This window comes from Mucilaginibacter ginsenosidivorans, from assembly GCF_007971025.1.
GTDB classification, from domain to species: Bacteria; Bacteroidota; Bacteroidia; order Sphingobacteriales; family Sphingobacteriaceae; genus Mucilaginibacter; species Mucilaginibacter ginsenosidivorans.
Window position 1 is genome coordinate 5,133,232 of sequence record NZ_CP042436.1, and the last position, 21,873, is coordinate 5,155,104.

Below are 21,873 nucleotides of genomic sequence, written 5' to 3' on the forward strand. Positions count from 1 at the left end.
TGTGTGTAAGGACATTGTTGTAATGCCGTTGCCAGTCATATCTGAATTAACGAATCATGGAATGATACAGTTCGCAATTGTCACCATTACGCCATCATAACAAATAAATGGGTTTCGCATATTTTTATTGATCGGCAGCCTTTTAATTTTAGGCGATGCTGAACCCATACCTGTTTAAACGTTTTTTGCTGTATTGCCTGGTGTTGTTTGCCTGCGGCAGTTTTGCGCAGGACCGCATGGATTTTGAATCCTACAACCCAAAGTCGACGCTGGTGGTTAAGGAGCATTTGATAAAACGTGCCAAATACCCTTTTATCGATGTCCACAACCATCAATGGGACATGCCCAACCAAAACCTGGAAGGACTACTGAACGATATGGATGGCCTCAATATGGTCGCAATGGTTAACCTGAGCGGTCGTGGAGGAAAAATGATCAGTAACTACCACGGCACGTCGCTGTTCACCGTGAACGGCCCGGACTATTTTGACCGCACGATGGCCAATGTGAAGAAAAACGGGAAGGGTCGCATCCTGGTGTTCACCAATATAGATTTTACCAATATCGATGACCCGAACTGGACCAAAAATACAATGGCCCAGTTGGAAGAGGATGTAAAAAACGGAGCCAGCGGGTTAAAGGTATATAAGGAACTCGGCCTCGAGATCAAGGATAAAAACGGCAAACGCATACCCGTTGACGATCCGCGGATCGACCCTGTATGGGAGAAATGCGGCGAATTGCACATTCCTGTCCTGATCCATACCGGCGAACCAGCGCCATTTTTTGATAAGCCAGATGCCAATAACGAGCGTTGGCTCGAATTGAAATTGCATCCCTCCCGGGCCAGGCCGTCGTCAAGGTACCCAAGCTGGAAACAGGTGATGAGCGAACAGCACCATATTTTTGCCAAACATCGCAATACAACTTTTATAGCCGCACATTTTGGCTGGCTTGCCAATAACCTGCAGGCATTAGGCACCCTGCTGGACACCCTGCCCAATGTTTATACCGAATTTGCCGCTGTGATGGAGGAGATTGGCCGCGAGCCCAAAACCGCCCGGGCTTTCTTTATTAAATACCAGGACAGGATCCTGTTTGGCAAAGATACATGGTCGGTGCCCGAGTATGGCTTTTATTTCAGGATGCTGGAAACCGATGATGAATACTTCCCGCCGTTACGGAGATACCATGCCTTTTGGAACATGTACGGCCTGGGATTGCCGGACGATGTCCTGAAAAAAGTTTACTACAAAAATGCACTCAAACTATTCCCCCAGATAGACAGGTCATTGTTTCCGCAATAGCCACGGGCGTCACTGTAACAAAACCGTACACTTTTCGTTCGGATACGAACAATGCCGCCTCTTCGTAGATCAAATCAAATCGCTGTATATCAATACATTGAAATATCGGCATGATATTGTTGTGCCATAAAATCTATCTTCTTCTTAATAATAATTGACTCGTGACCGGTTAGCCGGTGATTAGTTGCTTTATGATAGCTAAAAGTGCTTGATCTGTAGTTATGCCACCAATGAACCAATGAGCTATTGAACAAATGAACTAAACATCATGATAAAAAACTATTTAAAGATCGCCTGGAGAAACCTTTTAAAGAATAAGGCGCACACTTTTATTAATGTTACCGGCCTGTCGGTTGGTATGGCCGTGGCAATATTGATCGGTCTTTGGATATGGGACGAATTGTCCTACGATAAATATTTTCAGCATTATGACCGGCTTGTACAGGTAATGCAGCATCAAACCTTTAATGGTGAGCGAGGCACACAAAACTCAATACCCTTGCCTTTGGGTCCCAAACTGCGCGGAGACTATACCGGCCCTGATAAGGATTTTAAGTACGTTGTCATGTCGACCTGGACGCAACGTCACATCCTTGCTTATAAAGACAAGAAACTAAACCAGGACGGCAACTATATGCAGGCCGAAGCACCCGATATGTTCGCCCTGAAAATGCTAAGGGGCACACGCGGCGGGCTAAAAGATCCTTCGTCCATCATCCTGTCGGCAAAACTGGCCAGGGCGCTTTTTGGCGACGCCGATCCGATGAACCAGATGATCAAAGTAGACAACCGCGATCTTGTAAAAGTTACCGGCGTGTATGAAGACCTGCCGCGCAATAATTCATTTACTGACATGGCCTTCATCCTTCCATGGGACCTGTATGTAAGTACCAATGCATGGCTAAAGGGAAACATGAATGAATGGGGCAATAATTCGTGGCAAATATTTGCCCAACTAAACCCCAACTCCAATATCGACCAGGTTTCGGCCCGTATCAAAAACTTGAAATTCAATGCGATGACCATAGCAAAGGATAAGCTGGGTCTAAGTTTTAAGCCCTCATTGTTTTTACACCCCATGAGCAAATGGCACCTCTATTCCGAATTCAAAAACGGGGTGATCGTGGGTGGCAATATCGAATTTGTGTGGATGTTCGGTATCATCGGCACATTTGTATTGCTTTTGGCCTGCATCAATTTCATGAACCTTAGCACTGCCCGGTCTGAAAAGCGCGCGAAGGAAGTTGGTATCCGTAAAACGCTGGGCTCGTTGCGCCAGCAGCTGATCACCCAATTTTTCAGCGAATCACTATTAGTATCGGTTTTCGCTTTCGCATTTTCTATAATATTGGTACAGCTGTCGCTTTCATGGTTCAACCAGGTTTCCGATAAACAAATGTCAATACTCTGGTCGAGCCCGTTGTTCTGGGCCATCGGTATCATCTTTACCATACTCACCGGTGTTATCGCAGGCAGCTATCCGGCTTTCTACCTGTCGTCCTTTGAGCCCGTAAAAGTTTTGAAGGGAACTTTCCGTGCAGGGCGCCTGGCAGCCTTACCCCGTAAGATATTGGTTGTACTGCAATTCACTGTTTCGGCTACTTTAATTATTGGTACTGTAGTGGTTTTCACACAAGTGCAATACACCAAAAATCGTCCTGTTGGTTACAGCCGGGAAGGTATGATACAAGTGTATCATCAAACACCTGATATACACAATCATTTCGAAGCCGTAAAGTACGATCTGATGAAATCCGGGGCAATATCCTCCATAGCAGAATCAGGCAGCCCTATCACCAGCATCTGGTCCGATCAAAGTGGTTTCTCCTGGCAGGGCATGGCGCCCGGTTTACAGCCCGACTTTGGGGTTGTACGTGTCAGTCCCGATTTCGGCAAAACCATTGGCTGGCAGATCAAACAGGGCCGCGATTTTTCAAAAGAGTTTATAAGCGACTCGCTGGGGCTTGTGGTAAATGAATCAGCAGTAAAATTCATGAGCATGAAGGACCCAGTTGGCCAAAACATTAAGTGGGGAGACGGAACTTACCGGATAATAGGTGTGGTAAAAGATATGGTGATGACCTCGCCTTACGACCCGGTTATGCCAACTGTTTTCTGCCAGCTTAAAGGCGATGGCGGTGTCACTAATGTCAAGCTGAATCCACGTATGGGAACCAGCGAGGCCCTTGGTAAAATTGAAGCGATATATAAACAATACGACCCGGGAAGCCCGTTCACTTACGAGTTTACAGATACAACCTACGCCAAAAAATTTGCTGACGAGGAACGTACCGGTAAGCTTGCAGGGTTCTTTACCTTCCTTGCGATATTTATAAGTTGTATGGGGCTGTTTGGTATGGCATCGTTCATGGCCGAGCAGCGCACCAAGGAGATCGGTGTCAGAAAAGTTTTGGGCGCATCCGTTACCAATTTGTGGGGCCTGATGTCAAAAGAATTTATTGTGCTGGTCTTCATTTCGCTGGTTATTGCAACACCAATAGCGCATCATTTTATGTCGGGCTGGCTGTTACGGTATAAATACCATGCCGACCTGTCGTGGTGGATATTTGGGTTAACCGCCGTCGGCGCAATGGTCATTACCCTATTAACCGTAAGCTATCAAAGTATAAAAGCCGCCACCGCTAACCCGGTGAAGAGTTTGCGATCGGAGTGATACAGTAAGTCAATAGACCATGGACCAACAAATGAACCATTGAACTAATGAACTAATAAACAAAAACGTACAACCCATGATAAGGAACTATTTAAAGATCGCCATAAGGCAATTGCGCAAACAAAAAATGTATGCGGCGGTGAAGATCGGGGGTTTCGCCCTGGGCATTGCTGCTTGTATCCTGATTGCTTTATACATCAGGAATGAGACAAGTTTCGACCGTTCGTATCCCGACGCCGACCGTATTTACCGGGTGGTGGGCTATTATAACATCGATGGCAAAACAGAAAAAGGGACCGACTGGCCCGCGCCAATGGGAAAAGTACTGAAGTCGGATTTTCCGGAAGTGAAATTGTCTGGTAGATTGATGCCGAACTCGCTATTCGATAAAGCGGGCAGTAACGAAGTAAGGCGCGCCGACAAAACCCAGAACACTTTTGAACAGGGCTTTACCTACGCCGACCAGGAAATGCTGGACATGCTAAAGCTGCCCATGGTTTACGGCAAACGCGAAAATGCTTTGAAGGAGCCTTACACCTTAGTTATGTCGAAACGCAAGGCTGAAAAATACTTCCCCGGGGAAAACCCGGTGGGCAAAGTTATATACCTGAATAATGATAAAGCGCATCCGTATACCATTGGGGGTGTGATGGAAAATATTCCTGAAACCTCGCACCTGCGCAAATTCGATTTCCTGCTGACATTAAAGGGTGTCGAATTTTACCAGGGCGAACAAACCAACTGGAACGCCAGCAATTACCCTGATTACATCCTGCTGCGCCCGGGAACCAATGTCGCTCAATTCGAGAAAAAGTTCACCGCCGATCTCATCAAAAATTATTTTCTGCCGGCCATGGTTGGCTCAGGTATGAAAGATGCCGAAAAAGAAGCCGCAAAATTCAGCCTTCACCTGCAAAATATTAAAGACATCAATTTAAAGTCGTACGATATTTATGATGATACACCGCACGGCGATATCCGTTTTGTATGGTTGTTTGGGGCCATCGCCGGTTTTATACTGGTGATAGCCTGTATCAATTTCGTCAACCTTTCAACGGCAAAGTCGGCCAACCGTGCCAAAGAAGTGGGGTTGCGTAAAGTTGTCGGTTCATACCGCAGCGGCCTCATCAATCAATTCCTTACCGAATCATTCATTTACAGTATTATTTCATTCCTGTTGGGCATTACCATTGCCTGGTTGTTATTGCCGTATTTCAATACACTGGCTTCCAAATCGCTTACAATGCCCTGGAACGATTGGTGGTTTATCCCGGTAATGCTGGGCGCTGCAACTATCGTCGGGATCGTCGCCGGCTTATATCCTGCTTTCTACCTGTCGGGCTTTACACCTATACAGGTACTCAAAGGTTCCATCAGCGGTGGCAGCAAAAGTTCTATTCTTCGCAACTCGCTGGTGGTATTCCAGTTTACCGCTTCTATTATTCTCATTATCAGCACCATAGTTATCTACAAGCAAACCCATTATATCCTCAATAAACAAGTAGGGTTCGATAAGGACCAGGTGATGATTGTGCAGGGTACCAATACGCTTGGCGACAGGGCCGTGAAAAACTTTAAGACGGACCTGTTAAAGTTTTCATCGGTAAAAAATGCTTCGATAAGCGACTACCTTCCGGTAGAGGGCACAAAGCGTAATGGCAATACTTTTTATAATGAAGGGCGTTCGAAACTGGATGCGGGTGTAAGCGGCCAATTTTGGCAAATTGACGATACCTACCTTAAAACACTGGGAATAAAACTTATTGCAGGCCGCAATTTTTCCTACCAAATGGCTACCGACACCGTTAACGCGGTTATCATCAATCAAACCATGGCCAATAAGCTTAACCTTAAGGACCCGGTTGGGAAACGTATCACCAACGGCTATGGCGTATATCCGATAGTTGGTGTGGTACATGATTTTAATTTTGAATCCATGCGTGGCAATATCGAGCCGATAGTACTGCATTTTGGTTTAAGCACTTCCATTGTATCAGTGAAGGTAAGCGGCACGGATATGAAAACCACCATAGCCAATGTATCGGCACTTTGGAAAAAATATTCGCCCGATCAGCCCATGCGATACACATTCCTCGACGAGCAGTTTGCCAATATGTATGCCGATGTGCAGCGTACGGGCAGTATATTCACCAGTTTTGCCGTTTTGGCCATCATCATAGCCTGCCTTGGTCTATTTGCGCTTTCAGCCTTTATGGCCGAGCAGCGCAGCAAGGAGATAGGCATACGCAAGGTGCTTGGTGCAAGCGTACAGGGTATAACAGCCATGCTCTCTATTGATTTTGTAAAGCTGGTGATCATAGCCATTGTCATTGCTTCGCCTATTGCCGCATGGGGTTTAAGCAGGTGGTTTTTACAGGATTTTGCTTACAAGGCTCCTATCAACTGGTACTTGATTTTCGCAGCAGCGGGTGTGGCAGCCATACTGATCTCATTGATCACAGTGAGCTTTCAATCCATAAAAGCGGCGCTGATGAACCCGGTGAAGAGCCTTAAATCAGAGTAGGCAATTTGCAGTTTTAAGTTGGCGGTATGCAAATCACCAATGAACAAGTGAACAAATGAACCATTGAACCAAAGCCATGATAAAGAATTTTCTCACCATCAGCCTGCGTAACCTTACGAAAAGGAAGGGTTACACCGCGCTTAACATCCTGGGCCTGACTATTGGCATCGCGTGCTGTTTGCTTATATTCCAATATGTATCCTATGAAAGAAGCTATGATACTTTCCAAAAGAACGCGTCGCGAATAGTCAGGATACGGCTCGATCAATATAAGCAGGGGAAGTTATTGTGGCAATCGGCTACCTCCTACCCTGCCTTTGGTCCGCTGATGAAAAAAGATTATCCCGAGGTGGAGAATTATTGCAGGCTGATAGATGATGAGCTTTTGCTTAGCAATGATGCAAAAAATATAAAATTCTCTGAAAAGAAGGGTTATTATGCTGATCCATCATCTGTAGATATGCTGGGTGTACAGTTGTTAAGTGGCAACCACGCAGCCGTTTTAAATGCTCCCGGCAAAATGATCATTTCGGAAAGCATGGCCAAAAAGTATTTCGGTACCGATGACGTTATTGGTAAAACACTCATCGCCCGTAATCAAAATCCTGTTCAGACTTTGCAGATAACAGGAGTATTTAAGGATTATCCAAAAAACTCGCACCTGATCATCGATTACCTGGTATCGTATGAAACTTTCAGGCAGATCTTCATAAGGGGCGGCCAAAAAGATGACCCTGCCAATACCAGGATAGGCTGGTATGATTTCTACACCTACATCCAGCTAAAACCCGGTACCGATCTGGGAACATTCCAGGCCAAAATGCCGGTTTTTGCCAATAAATACATCAATAGCCTGCAAAATCGCAAAGTCAACAATATCACCGACCAGTTATACATCATTCCGCTGAGCGATATTTATCTCAACTCTAACTACAACCAGGAAGCAGAAGTGAACGGCAGTGGCAGCGCGGTTAATTTCATGTTCCTTATCGGATTTATCATCATGGCTATTGCGTGGATAAATTATATCAACCTGTCTACCGCCCGTTCTGTCGAACGTGCCAAAGAGGTTGGCGTACGGAAAGTGCTGGGCGCTGCAAAAGCAACCCTGGTAAAGCAGTTTATGCTTGAAAATGCGCTGTTAAACATTATTTCCATCATAATTGCCGGTATTGCCGTTGCAGTATTAACCCCCTGGTTTAACACGCTGATGGGCAAGGACGTCGCAACCGGTTTCTCTATGTCGGCCAAATACTGGCTTATCTTTTCCGGCATCTTTATCGCAGGTACTTTACTTTCAGGCCTGTACCCGGCTTTCGTGCTTTCAGATTACAAGCCTGTTGCGGTTTTAAAAGGGGCCTTCAAAAACACATCGGGCGGGTTAGTGCTGCGCAAAGCATTGATCATCGCTCAGTTTGGCATATCCGTGGTGCTTATCGCAGGAACCATCATTGTATACCAGCAGGTAAATTTTATGCGCAACCAAAAACTTGGCGTCAATATCAACCAGACCCTGGTGCTTGACGGAGCACAAACCGTAGCCGACTCGATTTATTGGAACACACTGCGGCCCTTTAAAAACGAAGTACTTAAAAACTCGGGCGTTAAAGGCATGACCATATCCACCAGCGTGATGGGCAAGGAAATATACTGGACTAACGGCTACAAAAGTCTTGAGCATCCCGACCTGGGGGCCTCTACAGTTTACCGGCTTGGTGTCGATTATGACTTTATCCCTCAGTTTCAACTAAAACTTCTGGCAGGTCGCAATTTTTCAAAGAATTTTAAAACTGACGAGCATGCCGCCATACTAAACGACCGCGCGCTGGCTCAAATGGGGTTTAAAGATGCGAAGGATGCCATCGGCAAAAAAATTGCATCGGGCGATACGCTGACCATTATAGGTGTTGTGCAAAGCTTTCATCACCTGGGCCTGCAAAAGCCTATCGACCCGCAATTGATAACGCTGCGTTTAAATGCAAGCCACGCTTACTCGCTTAAACTGCAAACTACCAATCTGCAGGGCACCATAGCCAACATAAGGGCATTATGGAGCCGGTATTTTCCTAACGATCCGTTTAACTACTATTTCCTCGACGACGATTTTAATACCCAATATCAAAGCGATCAGCGTTTCGGGCAAATGTTTACCCTGTTTGCATTCCTGGCCATCCTGATAGCCTGTTTTGGCCTGGTTGGGTTATCCGCTTATAACATTTTACAACGCACCAAGGAAGTAGGCATCCGGAAGGTACTGGGTGCGTCCACCCAAAATGTGGTATTCATTCTTTCTAAGGATTTCCTGCTGCTGGTTATCATATCTTTTGTTATCGCCGCGCCGGTATCGTGGTTGGTGATGCACCATTGGCTGCAGGATTTCGCTTACCGTATTGATATCAGCTGGTGGGTATTTGGCATTGCCGGACTGATAGCATTTTTGATAGCCCTGAGCACCATCAGTTTCCAGGCCATAAAAGCCGCATTTGCCAACCCTGTGAAGAGTTTGAGGAGTGAGTGATTATTGACCAGTTAACTGGTGATTAGTTGAATAAAACGTAAATAAAAGACTAAACGTTATGATAAAGAATTACCTAAAAGTTGCCTGGCGCAACCTCATCAAAAACAAAGCCTCATCAGCCATCAATATTGGCGGCCTTGCTGTGGGTATGGCGGTAGTAACACTTATTGGCCTTTGGGTTTGGGACGAATTGTCATTCAATAAATACCATCAAAACTACGACCATATTGCACAGGTCAGAACGCGGCTTATTGATATGCGCACCAAAGAGACGGGCATTAACAACTCGCTCCAGTTCCCGATGGTGACCGAGTTGAAGACCAATTACAAAGAGAATTTCAAGCACGTTGTAACGGCTTCCTGGGATGTCGATAATATACTTTCGGCAGGTGACAAAAAACTTTCAAGAACAGGTTTATACATGGACGCCGATGCGCCCGAAATGTTGACGCTGAAAATGATACATGGTTCCAGGTTAGGGCTGAAAGATCCGTATTCTATCATGCTGTCTGAGTCGACCGCCAAAGCATTTTTTGGCGATGCCGACCCGGTAAACCAGGTAATGAAGATCAATAATAAGCTTACCGTTAAAGTTACCGGTGTGTATGAGGATCTGCCACTGAATTGCCAGTTTAAAGACCTCAAATTTCTGTCAACTACAGCCTTATGGATCATTGATAATCCCTGGATAAAAGAGCGTGCTATGACCGACTGGCAGAACCACTTCCTGAAAATTTATGTAGAAATTAATCCGAATACAGATTTTGCAACGGTATCGCACAATATTAAAGACGCTGAACTGAAAAACCTGGGCAATCTGAAGGAGCAGGCTAAACAAAACCCACAGGTTTTCCTGCTGCCCATGAGCGACTGGCACCTGCACAATTACAAGCGAGGCCAGGCAGACACCGGACCGCTCCAGATGCTGTGGCTGGTAAGTATCATCGGAGGTTTTGTGTTATTGCTGGCCTGCATCAATTTTATGAACCTGAGCACGGCCCGGTCCGAAAAACGTGCAAAAGAGATAGGTATTCGCAAAGCAGTGGGATCGGTACGCCGCCAATTGATTGGGCAGTTTTATTGTGAATCATTTTTGATTGTCCTGTTGTCGTTCATGTTGTCAATGTTTTTAGTTGCGCTGTCACTGCCGTGGTTTAATGACCTGTCGGGCAAGTTGGTTAAAACGCCTTATGCAAGCCCTTATTTCTGGCTGTTGAGCGTCGTATTTATTTGCATCACGAGTCTGGTAGCCGGAAGTTATCCTGCGCTGTACCTATCTTCGTTCAATCCGGTAAAAGTATTGAAGGGAACTTTCCGGGTTGGCCGGTTCGCTTCGATACCGCGTAAGGTATTGGTTGTAACGCAATTTACCGTATCTGTAGCGCTCATCGTCAGTACTATCATTATTTACCGCCAGGTGCAGGTAGCCAAAGCCCGCCCGGTTGGCTATACCCGTGAAGGCCTGATCATGATCGAAAAAAAATCAGGTGATTTTGATGGTAAGTACGATCTGCTTCGGTCAGAGTTAAAAAATACCGGCGTTGTTTCCGAAATGTCCGAATCGTGCGGAAAAGTTACCGAAATAGCATCGGGCAATGGTGGTTTTACCTGGCGCGGCAAGGACCCAAACCTGCAGGACCAGTTTGGCACGCTGCCCGTAACCTTTGAATACGGCAAAACAGTTGGCTGGCAATTTGTGCAGGGTCGCGATTTTTCAAGGAAATTCCTTACCGACTCATCAGGCATGGTGATTAATGAATCGGCTGCCAGGTATATGGGGCTGACAAACCCGGTGGGCGAAGATATAAGTTGGAAGTTCCAGGATCAACCGTTAAAATATTATAAAATAATCGGCGTGGTTAAGGATATGGTAATGGAATCGCCCTATATGCCCGCAATCCCCACTGTTTTTATGATCAAAGGCCACATAGGTACTAACCAGATTAATGTCAAAATAAATCCCAATGTAAGCACCACCGTGGCCTTGCCAAAAATAGCAGCCGTTTTCAGGAAGGTAATCCCTTCGGCGCCGTTCGAATACAAGTTCGTCGACCAGGAATACGCTGCTAAATTTGCCGCCGAGGAAAAAGTAGGCAGCCTCGCCGCGGTTTTTGGCGGGCTTGCCATTTTCATTTCATGCCTTGGTTTGTTTGGTTTGGCCTCCTTTATAGCCGAGCAGCGGGTTAAGGAAATAGGTGTGCGCAAAGTACTGGGCGCATCGGTGATGAATCTATGGGGAATGCTATCGAAGGATTTTGTACTGCTGGTTATTATATCTCAGATCATCGCCTCGCCTATTGCTTATTATTTCATGAACAACTGGCTGCAGCATTATCAATACCGAACCAATATATCCTGGTGGATATTTGCCCTTACCGGCACGGGAGCTATCATCATAACGCTGGCAACCGTAAGCTACCAAAGCATAAAAGCCGCGTTGGCCAACCCGGTGAAGAGTTTGCGGAGCGAGTGATCAGTGATTAGGTAACTGGTGATTAGTTGAATAAAACGTAACTAAAATATCCCGGATAGGGGTGAGACAAAAGACCAATGAACTGTTGAACAAATGAACCATTGAACTAAACGTTATGATACGGAATTACCTAAAAGTTGCCTGGCGCAACCTCATCAAAAACAAAGCCTCATCAGCCATCAATATTGGCGGCCTGGCTGTGGGCATGGCGGTAGTGATATTGATCGGCTTGTGGATATGGGACGAATTATCGTTCAACAAGAACTTTAAAAATTACGACCACATTGCGCAGGTGCTGCAAAATAACACCATGAATGGTGAAGTTGGCACCGGCAACTCCGTGCCATGGCCCATGGGCGATGCGCTTCGCAAAGATTTTGGCAGCAATTTTAAACATGTCACCATGGCCCGGTTTCCGTTTGGCCATATACTGGCATTTGGTGATAAGAAACTCACCGAAACAGGTACTTATCTCGAACCGGAGGCACTTGACATGTTCTCGGTAAAAATGTTGCAGGGAACGCGGGCTGCGTTGAACGATCAGTCTTCTGTTATACTTTCAGCATCTGCTGCTAAAGCCTATTTCGGGAATGCAGACCCGATGGATCAGGTCATGAAAATTGACAACAGGCAAATTGTAAAAGTGACGGGAATTTATGAAGATTTCCCGGACAATTCCTCGTTTGCCGGTGTTAATTTTATTTCACCATGGCAGTTGTATTCAAACACAGATGAGCTTACAAAACAAGCAGATACCTGGCGCTGCAATTGTTACCTGGCCTATGTTCAAACGGCTGATAACGCCGACGTAAATAAAGTTTCCGCAAAGATCAGGGATATCAAACACGACAAGGTGAACAAGATCGAGTTGAAGCAAAAGAATGAGGTTTTTCTTGACCCGATGAAAAACTGGCATCTATATGCCGAGTTCAAAAATGGTGTCCATGCCGGCGGCCGCATTCAGTATGTTTGGCTGTTCGGTATAATCGGGGGTTTTGTGTTGCTACTGGCCTGTATCAATTTTATGAACTTAAGCACCGCCCGGTCCGAAAAACGGGCAAAGGAAGTTGGTATCCGCAAGGCTGTGGGCTCGTTGCGCCCCCAGCTCATTTACCAGTTCCTTAGTGAATCCATTTTGGCGACACTTTTTGCGTTTATACTGGCTATCATTCTCGTGCAGCTGGCCTTACCATTTTTCAATGACATAGCCGGTAAAAAAATGTCCATTTTATGGGGCAACCCACTGTTTTGGGGGCTCGGTATCGGTTTTAGCCTGATAACCGGGCTTATATCGGGCAGCTACCCGGCGTTGTATTTGTCGTCATTCAAACCAGTCAAAGTATTAAAGGGTACATTCAAAGTTGGTCCATTGGCAGCAATACCGCGCAAGGTATTGGTGGTGATGCAATTCACCGTTTCTGTTGTGCTTATTATCGGTACCATTGTCGTTTTCAGGCAAATACAATTTGCCAAGGATCGGCCGGTAGGCTACAGCCGCAATGGGCTCATAGCTATTCCAATGGCAACCGGCGACATCCATAATAAATTCGATATTGTGAAGAATGAACTTGTAAAAAGCGGGGCGGTAGCCGAAATAGCCGAATCCACCAGTCCAACTACAGGCGACTATTCCACCAACAGCGGCTTTGACTGGAAGGGCAAAGACCCGGCCCTTGCTGTCGAATTTCCCAATATTGATGTTTCGCCCGGTTATGGTAAAACTGTAGGCTGGCAATTTATAGCCGGCCGCGATTTGTCGGCAGACTATCTTACCGATTCGTTAGCATTCGTGATCAATGAAACCGCTGCAAAATTCATGGGGCTTAAACACCCGGTGGGCGAAACAATTAAATGGGACGGCGTGCCCTATCATGTAATAGGTGTGATAAGGGATATGGTGTCCGAATCGCCGTACGAACCCGTTAGGCCGACACTTTACCACATGCTAAAAGGCAGCGGCGATTTTGTTATGGTCCGGATCAACCCGCATGCAGGTACCCATGAGGCCCTTGGCAAAATTGAAAAAGTATTTAAAGCTTATAATCCTGCTCAGCCCTTCGATTACCAGTTCGCCGACGCAGAATACGCAAAAAAGTTTGGTAACGAAGAACGCATAGGCAAACTGGCTAGTTCATTTGCTGGCCTGGCAATATTTATCAGCTGCCTCGGTTTGTTCGGGATGGCCTCTTTCATGGCCGAGCAGCGCGTTAAAGAAATTGGCGTCCGCAAGGTTTTGGGGGCATCCATACTCAACCTGTGGAGCCTGCTGTCGAAGGATTTCGTAATGCTGGTAGCTATCTCGCTGGTTATAGCATCACCGATAGCTTATTATTTTATGCAAAACTGGCTGAAAAATTACCGCTATCATTCAGGTATAGACTGGTGGATATTTGGAGTGACTGCGGTAGGTGCGATGGCGATAACATTGCTTACCATAAGCTACCAGAGCATCAAAGCAGCTTTGGCCAACCCGGTGAAAAGTTTGCGGAGTGAGTGATTCGTGATTAACGGTTAGTTAAAGCACTAACAAATAAAAGGCTTCGCAAAATGAACCATTGAACTAATGAACTATTGCACAAATGAACCATTGAATTAAACGTCATGATAAAGAACAATTTAAAAGTTGCCTGGCGCAATCTCGTTAAAAACAAGGCTTCCTCTTTAATAAACATAGGCGGCCTTGCTGTGGGCATGGCAGTAGTGATGCTCATCAGTTTTTGGATATGGGATGAAGTAACTTTTGACCGGTATCATAAAAACTACAACCGTATTGCGCAGGTCATTCAAAACGTTACTAATAACGGCGAGGTACAGACCTGGTGGCAGGTACCTTACCCGCTTGCGGCCGAAATACGTAAAAACTACGGAAGCGACTTTAAACAGGTGGTAATGTCGACAGGCCTCGGCGGAAATATGCTGGCCCTGGGTAATAAAAAACTGAGCGAACAAGGTGTGTTTATGGAAACCGGCGGACCGGAATTATTTACGCTGAACATGCTTAAAGGCAACCGTAACGCGCTGAAGGATCCATCGTCCATATTGATATCGGCCTCGACGGCTAAGGCATTTTTCGGCAATAACGACCCTATGTTTAAAGTATTGAAGCTGAACAATTCGGATAATCTGACAGTGGCCGGGGTTTACGAGGATCTGCCCAAAAACTCTACGCTGGCCGATATGGCCTTCATCGGTTCGTGGGATCGTTTTGCATCGGATAATCAGCTCAACCAGATGAAGGAGCCATGGCGGCCGAACTTCGTTTCCCTGTATGTTCAACTGGCTGATAACGCCGATCTGGCCAAAGTATCGTTAAAGATAAAAGATGAAAAATTGCGGCATGTAAGCGCATTCCTGGCCAAAAAGAAGCCGGCTTTATTCCTGCAACCGATGAGCAAATGGCATTTGTATGATGAGTTCAAAGAAGGCAAAAACACGGGCGGACGGATACAATATGTCTGGCTTTTCGGCATCATAGGCGTTTTTGTATTACTGCTGGCGTGCATCAATTTTATGAACCTTAGCACCGCCCGGTCCGAAAAGCGTGCCCGCGAAGTTGGTATCCGCAAGGCCATCGGTTCGTTGCGGGCACAGTTGGTTTACCAGTTTTTTAGCGAATCGCTGCTATGTGTGTTGATTGCCTTCGTGATCTCGCTGCTTTTGGCGCAATTAAGCCTTTCGTTTTTTAACCAGGTGGCTGGTAAGCAAATGACCATCCCATGGGAAAATACCGGCTTCTGGATAGCGGGAATAGGTTTTAGCTTTTTCACCGGAATTATTACCGGGAGCTATCCGGCGTTTTACCTGTCATCGTTTAAACCCGTAAAAGTATTAAAAGGATCGTTCCGTGTCGGGCGGCTGGCTTCAGTGCCCCGCAAGGTACTGGTTGTGTTGCAATTCACCGTTTCCGTTGTGCTTATCATCGGGACGATAGTAGTATTCAGGCAGATCCAATACGCAAAGGACCGCCCGGTAGGTTACAGCCGCGATGGGCTGGTGGCCGTGCCGATGTTGACCGACCAGATACATAAACATTTTGATGTTGTTAAAAGCGCCCTTATCAATACGGGCATGGTGACTAATGTGGCTGAAGCAGGTTCGCCGCCAACTTCAGGAGCGGGCAGCACTAGTGCCGTTGAATGGCCCGGCAAGGACCCTAACATGAGCACCGATTTTCAGCAAAACAATATCTCGTATGATTACGGTAAAACTATCGGCTGGGAATTTAGCTCGGGTCGTGATTTTTCAAGAACATTCCTGTCCGATTCTGCGGCGGTGATCGTCAACCAGGCAGCCGTTGATTTTATGAAAATGAAAAACCCTACGGAGACTTACATTACTTACTATAACAAGCAATATAAAATAGTCGGGGTTACTAAGGATATCATTATCGGCTCGCCCTATGAACAGGCACGCCCGGTAATTTATTTTCTATCGAAAGACCCGAGTAGCTATGTGTTGCTAAAGATAAACCCTAAAGCAAGCGCCGGCGAAGCTGTTGATAAGATCGCCTCTGTATTTAAAACTTATAACCCCGAGCAGCCTTTTGAATATCATTTCGTCGACCAGGAATACGCCAAAAAGTTTGGTAACGAAGAACGCGTGAGCAAGCTTGCCACCGCCTTCGCCAGCCTGGCCATTTTTATCAGTTGCCTGGGTTTGTTTGGTATGGCATCGTTTATGGCCGAGCAGCGGGTTAAAGAGATCGGCGTGCGCAAAGTGCTCGGCGCCTCGGTGTTTAACCTATGGCAATTACTGTCGAAAGATTTTGCAGTTCTGGTGATCATTTCTTTGATCATAGCCTCACCACTGGGATATTACCTGATGCACAACTGGCTTCAAAATTACCAATACCACACCGGAGTTTCCTGGTGGATATTCGCTGTCACCGCAGCAGGAGCCATGCTGATTACGCTGTTAACGGTGAGCTACCAGAGTATAAAAGCGGCGCTGGCCAACCCGGTAAAAAGTTTGCGCTCGGAATGATTAGAGATTAGTTAAAAGATACAGTTAAAAGCCCCTCTCCTTTTGGAGAGGGGTTGGGGTGAGGCCGCGCAAAACCGCACATAACTTGTATCAAAAACGAACGACCAATCAGTAGTCTTTTTTTTATTTAATTGATTTTCAAAGGATTAAATTGTGGCACTGGCTTTGGCTTATTGTAAGAGCAATAACAAAATATTAACTTACAATCACACTTACCTGCCATGATCTACAGCTATTTAAAAATCGCCTGGCGTAACCTTAACAAGCACCGCTTTTTCTCACTGGTAAACATCTGCGGATTAGCCATCGGCATAGCCGCCTTTTGGGTGATCAGTCTTTATGTGGCATCGGAGGTAAGTTATGATCGGTACAATCGGAAAGCTGACCGCATCTTCCGCGTGGCGCAGCATGGACAGTGGAGTGGTGGAAGTTTCAACCTGGCGATAACATCCATCCCTTACGCACCGGCAATGAAGGCCGACTATCCTGAAGTAGAAGACGCAGTACGCATAGATATGGAAGGCGGCGGCAAGATAACCTATGGCGATAAGCGGATCATGGCCGGGGATATTTCCATTGTCGATAATTCGATATTTAATATTTTCAGTTATCATTTTCTTGACGGCGACCCTAATACAGCATTGGCAAAGCCACATTGCATTGTGCTCACCAAAACACTGGCTATCAAAATATTCGGCGATGCCACATCGGCTGTGGGCAAAACCGTATCCTTTGATAAAGACGACCCCAACCTGGTTACAGCCGTTATTGACGATGTACCCGAATATTCCACATTCAAATTCAGCGCGCTGCGCTCGTTCAATGATAACCTGACAGGCAGATGGGGCGCAGCAGGGGTCTTTACGTATGTTCTGTTAAAGAATGCTGATGATTATAAAAAGATAGAAGCCCGGTCGGAACAGTTTTACAATAAGCACCTGAAGAACGATCTGAACAATATCCATTATCAAATGGAATTGCAACCACTTACGTCTATTCACCTGCATTCGCATCTCGATTATGAAATGGGTAACAATGGTAATATTACCTACGTGTATGTATTCGGCTTAGTTGGGCTATTGATATTAGGCATAGCGGTGATCAATTATTTTAACCTGACTACAGCACGGTCATCCGTACGATTGAGAGAGATCGGTATCCGCAAGGTAATCGGGTCGGATAGAAAACAGCTGATGCTGATGTTCTTTTCAGAATCTGTGTTATTTACCACGTTTGCTACTGTTATTGCGCTGGTATTAGTACAGGCCATATTACCATACTTTAATCATTTATCCGGGAAAGCCCTCGACATCTGGCACTTTGGCCTGGCCAAATCATTGTTACTGTTTGCTGGATTTGCCCTTGTTGCAGGCATAATCAGCGGTATTTATCCAGCCCTGTTTTTATCCGGGTTCAGCACCATACCGGCTATCAAGGGCCAGTTGGGTAACCAGTCCTCAACAATCGCTTTCCGCAAATCGCTCGTGGTCTTCCAGTTTGTTACCACCATTGTTATGATCGTAGGTTCCTGCATTATTTACCAGCAGCTCAATTATGTAATGAACAAGGATCTTGGCTTCAACAAATCGCAGATGCTTACATTCCATATTCACAGTCGCGAAGCCAGGTCGAAAATGGAATCCATCAAAGCTCAGTTGCTGCAAAGCCCGCTGATACAAAGTGCGGCTTCGGCGGGCAATCCAATAGGCAATAACGATATCGGACTGAACGATTTTAATCTCGGCCCCGATGGCAACACGGCCGCCGATACCAAACTGGTTGAAACACTAATTGTCGACGAAGATTTTATACCCGCCATGCAGATAAAAGTTGCTGCCGGCCGCAACTTTATTAAAGGCGTCAGCGACAGTGCGAACAATGCAGTTATTATAAACGAAACTTTGGTAAATGAACTCGGCTGGAAAAACCCGGTTGGCCGCCGTGTGCGCACCGGCGTCGACCATGGCGTTATAACTTTTTCGACTATTGTAGGCGTGGTTAAGGATTTTAATACCTATTCGCTGCAACATAAAATAGCCCCGTTGGTACTTACGCTGCCTGCACAGGCAAATGATAAAGACAACCTGTACGTTCGCCTGGGCAAAACCAATATCCCTGCCGCCATCAAATACATGCAGGACGTTTACAGCAGATTCGATCCGGAAAACAAGATCGATTATCATTTCCTCGACCAGAATTTTGCAAACCAATATCAAAGTGAGCAAAAACAGGGAAACCTGCTGTTGATATTTACCGTCCTGGCAATTAGTATTGCTTGTTTGGGTTTGTTCGGTTTGGTTACATTCACTGCGCAGCAGCGTGTAAAGGAGATCGGTATCCGCAAGGTTTTGGGCGCAAGTATTGCCAGCATAGTATCTCTTTTGAGTAAGGAATTAGTGCAACTGGTATTGATGGCTACCCTCATCGCATCGCCCATTGCCTGGTTTGCCATGAGCAAATGGCTGCAAAGCTTTGCCTATAAAACCACTATCCACTGGTGGATATTTATAGCAGCGGGTGCAGCGGCTATCCTCATCGCTTTTATCACGGTCAGTATACGGTCTGTAAAAGCTGCGCTGGCCAACCCGGTAAAAAGCTTGCGGTCGGAGTGACAGACGGCTGAGGCCCAATTAATTCTGTTTTAACGTAAAATAACTGTTATTAAGGCAGCGTTAAAGGATTATCGCATTATATTGCGGCATCTAATCCTTTGAATGAAACGCTGCCTCCTGCTACTCCTTTTTTTTCTTATCGCCGCCGCTGCAAGGTCCCAAAATCATGGCACCATAAAGGCGCTTGTGGTTGATTCCGTAAGTAAACAGCCCATCGGCTATTCCACCATTGCTGTATTGAAAATGAAGGATTCATCCTTGTTATCTTACACCATCACAGATAAAAACGGTGCCTTTACACTTTACAACATCAACCAGGCCGAACCGGCCCGGTTGCTCATTTCCTGCGTGGGTTACAAAAGCCTTCGCCTTGTACTGGAATTAAAAAAGGGCGACGCCGTTACTGACCTTGGGAAGGTGTTGCTCAGCACAAAAACCCTACAGGAGGTTGTTATTAAAGGCGAACGCGCACCGGTGATCATCCGGAAAGATACCATCGAGTTTAATGCCGAAGCTTTTAAGGTGCGACCGAACGCTGTGGTTGAGGATTTGCTAAAAAAACTACCCGGTGTGCAGGTAAGTCACGATGGCAAGATCACGGTAAATGGCAAAGATATCTCGAAACTCAAAGTTGACGGAAAAGACTTCTTCGCGAATGATCCTAAGATAGCCACACGTAACCTGGATGCCGATATGATATCCAAAGTACAGGTTTATGACGACCGGGAGGGCGACCCGGATCATCTGAAGCCGGATTACGAGGTAAAAAAGATCATCAACTTGAAATTTAAAAAGGCGCTCAAAAAAAGCACTTTTGGTCGGGCCATGCTGGGCGGTGGTACGCGCGATCGTTACCAGGCCAATACATTCCTTAATAAATTCCAGGACGAACTGCAATTAAGTGCCAGTGCCAGCAGCGATAACCTGAGCGGCACCGGGATATTCGGCGATGGGTTCCATACCCCTGTGCTGCAAGCCGAGCCACGAGGATCGGTTCAAAGAATCACTAACGGCACGGTCAACTTTAATAACAAATTCGGTAAGCAACTAAAGGTTAACCTGATCTATTATTTCAACAATGATATTAACGACAGCAAGGGTACCGTAAACCGGCAGCAGTTTGTAGGTGACACCACGTTCAATACTTTTTCCAATAATATCAATCATAACGGTTCCACCTCGCAAACTTTAAGCGGGCGCCTGGAATATGGATCGGACACCGCCACGAGCATCAAATACAACCCGGAATTTTCATACAACAGTAATAACGGCAGCAGTACCACTAATGCCACCGGCTCCAACAACTTTGCGCCGTTACTGAGTCAAAGCATCAATAGCAGCGCGTCAAGCGGCAGTTCGGTCTCTTTCAGGCAGGAATTTACCTATTACACCAGGCTCAGCAAAAAGGGAGCCTCATTTAGCATAAACCACGCGTTGAGCATAGGTCCATCGCACAGCCTTAATATCTCATCCGATCAATTGTTATCCTATACCGCTGCATTACAGTCCGACACGCTGAACCGATCGGCAAAAAACACCAGCAACCGGGACGATGGTAACGTGGGCGCCGCTTTTCATTACCCACTCACTAAAAAACTTTCCGTCACAATATCGGCGTCGACGAATTTTGACCGCGATGAGGGCGATCTTTTCACCTATCAGCAGAACCTGCAAACAGGCTTATACACCATCTTTTTGCCCGACCAAAGCAACAACCTGACCCGGAAGCAATGGACGGAGGCCTTGCACAGTGAATTGATGTACCAGTTCACTGATAAAATATCACTTAAAGCGGGCCTTGCGGGACAATTGCAGCAGGTAACCAATCACTTTAACAGTTACACCGGCGACCTTGATCAGCATTTCAACAATCTTTTCCCGACGGCGGAATTACATATCAATAAAGTGAACATAAACTACAGCGAAGACCTGCAACAGCCGGCCATTAACGATCTGCAGCCTATAACCGTAGTTTACAGTCAATTGTTCAGCTTTATCGGCAATCCCGATTTGAAACCTACGCACCGGCATAGTTTTGGAGTGAACTACTTCGATTTCAAAACACAGAGCCAGGTATACCTGAACCTGTCATCACGGGTAACCGTAGAAACCAACAGCGTTGTGCGCGAACGAACAATCAATGCTGAAGGCGCCGAAGTAACCACACCAATAAACCGGAACGGTCGCTTTACCACCTATCTGTATGCAGGCGCGGGCAAAACTTTTAAAAAATCCGGCGATTGGCAGATCAGCACCAACACCAACCTGAACGGCAGCTACGGACATAATTTTTTTGAAGTGAATGACCAGGATGGTTATCAGAACACTATCGCCGTAACACTGGCACAGGAAATTTCGGCCAACTGGAAAGACATTATCGAACTGAGGCCGGGCTACAGCGTGAGCCCTGCAATAACCAAATATCAACTGGTGGATTATAAAGGTTCAAGTTTTGTAACTCAACGCGCCAACCTGGGCGCCGATTTTCACCTGCCGAACAAGATATCCTTCAGCAGTAATTACACCTATACCTACAACCCGCAGGTTGCCGTGGGTTTGCGAAAAAATTCGAACCTGCTGAGCCTTTCGGTAGCAAAAATGGTGCAAAAGAACGACCACGGAGAGTTCAGGCTGACGTGTTATGACGTATTAAACCAGGGCATCAGCACCTTCCACTACGCCACGGAGAATACTATTAATGATATTCAAAACCAAACCATCAGGCGGTACTTCTTATTGTCCTATTCGTACCGGTTTAACAGCACCACTACCAAATAGATTT

General features: G+C 46.1%; 9 protein-coding genes. All 9 read left to right on the forward strand.

All coding sequences use genetic code 11. The features are described from left to right. The first annotated feature begins 155 nt into the window (after positions 1-155). Positions 156-1,307 carry an amidohydrolase family protein gene (locus FRZ54_RS23460; protein ID WP_147034228.1) on the forward strand — a complete coding sequence of 384 codons (1,152 nt, stop codon included), beginning with the start codon at positions 156-158 and terminating at the stop codon, positions 1,305-1,307. 268 nt (positions 1,308-1,575) lie between these two features. Then, entirely contained in the window at positions 1,576-3,981 is a 2,406-nt protein-coding gene (locus FRZ54_RS23465; RefSeq protein WP_147034229.1) for an ABC transporter permease, read from the forward strand. Between the two features lie 76 nt (positions 3,982-4,057). Next, positions 4,058-6,505 (forward strand): ABC transporter permease, encoded by a 2,448-nt coding sequence (locus tag FRZ54_RS23470; RefSeq protein ID WP_147034230.1) that lies wholly within the window; start codon positions 4,058-4,060, stop codon positions 6,503-6,505. A gap of 76 nt (positions 6,506-6,581) precedes the next feature. Beyond that, a complete protein-coding gene (locus FRZ54_RS23475; RefSeq protein ID WP_147034231.1) occupies positions 6,582-9,023 on the forward strand; it encodes an ABC transporter permease in 2,442 nt (813 codons plus the stop codon). A 58-nt stretch (positions 9,024-9,081) separates the two neighbouring features. After that, on the forward strand, positions 9,082-11,496 hold the full coding sequence (locus FRZ54_RS23480; RefSeq protein ID WP_147034232.1) for an ABC transporter permease: 2,415 nt from the start codon (positions 9,082-9,084) through the stop codon (positions 11,494-11,496). A gap of 115 nt (positions 11,497-11,611) precedes the next feature. Then, positions 11,612-13,993, forward strand: a complete 2,382-nt coding sequence (locus FRZ54_RS23485; protein ID WP_147034233.1) for an ABC transporter permease — start codon at positions 11,612-11,614, stop codon at positions 13,991-13,993. Positions 13,994-14,097: 104 nt separating this feature from the next. Further along, positions 14,098-16,479 (forward strand): ABC transporter permease, encoded by a 2,382-nt coding sequence (locus FRZ54_RS23490; protein ID WP_147034234.1) that lies wholly within the window; start codon positions 14,098-14,100, stop codon positions 16,477-16,479. 221 nt (positions 16,480-16,700) lie between these two features. Further along, positions 16,701-19,091, forward strand: a complete 2,391-nt coding sequence (locus FRZ54_RS23495; protein WP_147034235.1) for an ABC transporter permease — start codon at positions 16,701-16,703, stop codon at positions 19,089-19,091. A gap of 102 nt (positions 19,092-19,193) precedes the next feature. Beyond that, entirely contained in the window at positions 19,194-21,869 is a 2,676-nt protein-coding gene (locus FRZ54_RS23500) for an outer membrane beta-barrel protein (RefSeq protein WP_147034236.1), read from the forward strand. The last annotated feature ends 4 nt before the right edge of the window (positions 21,870-21,873 follow it).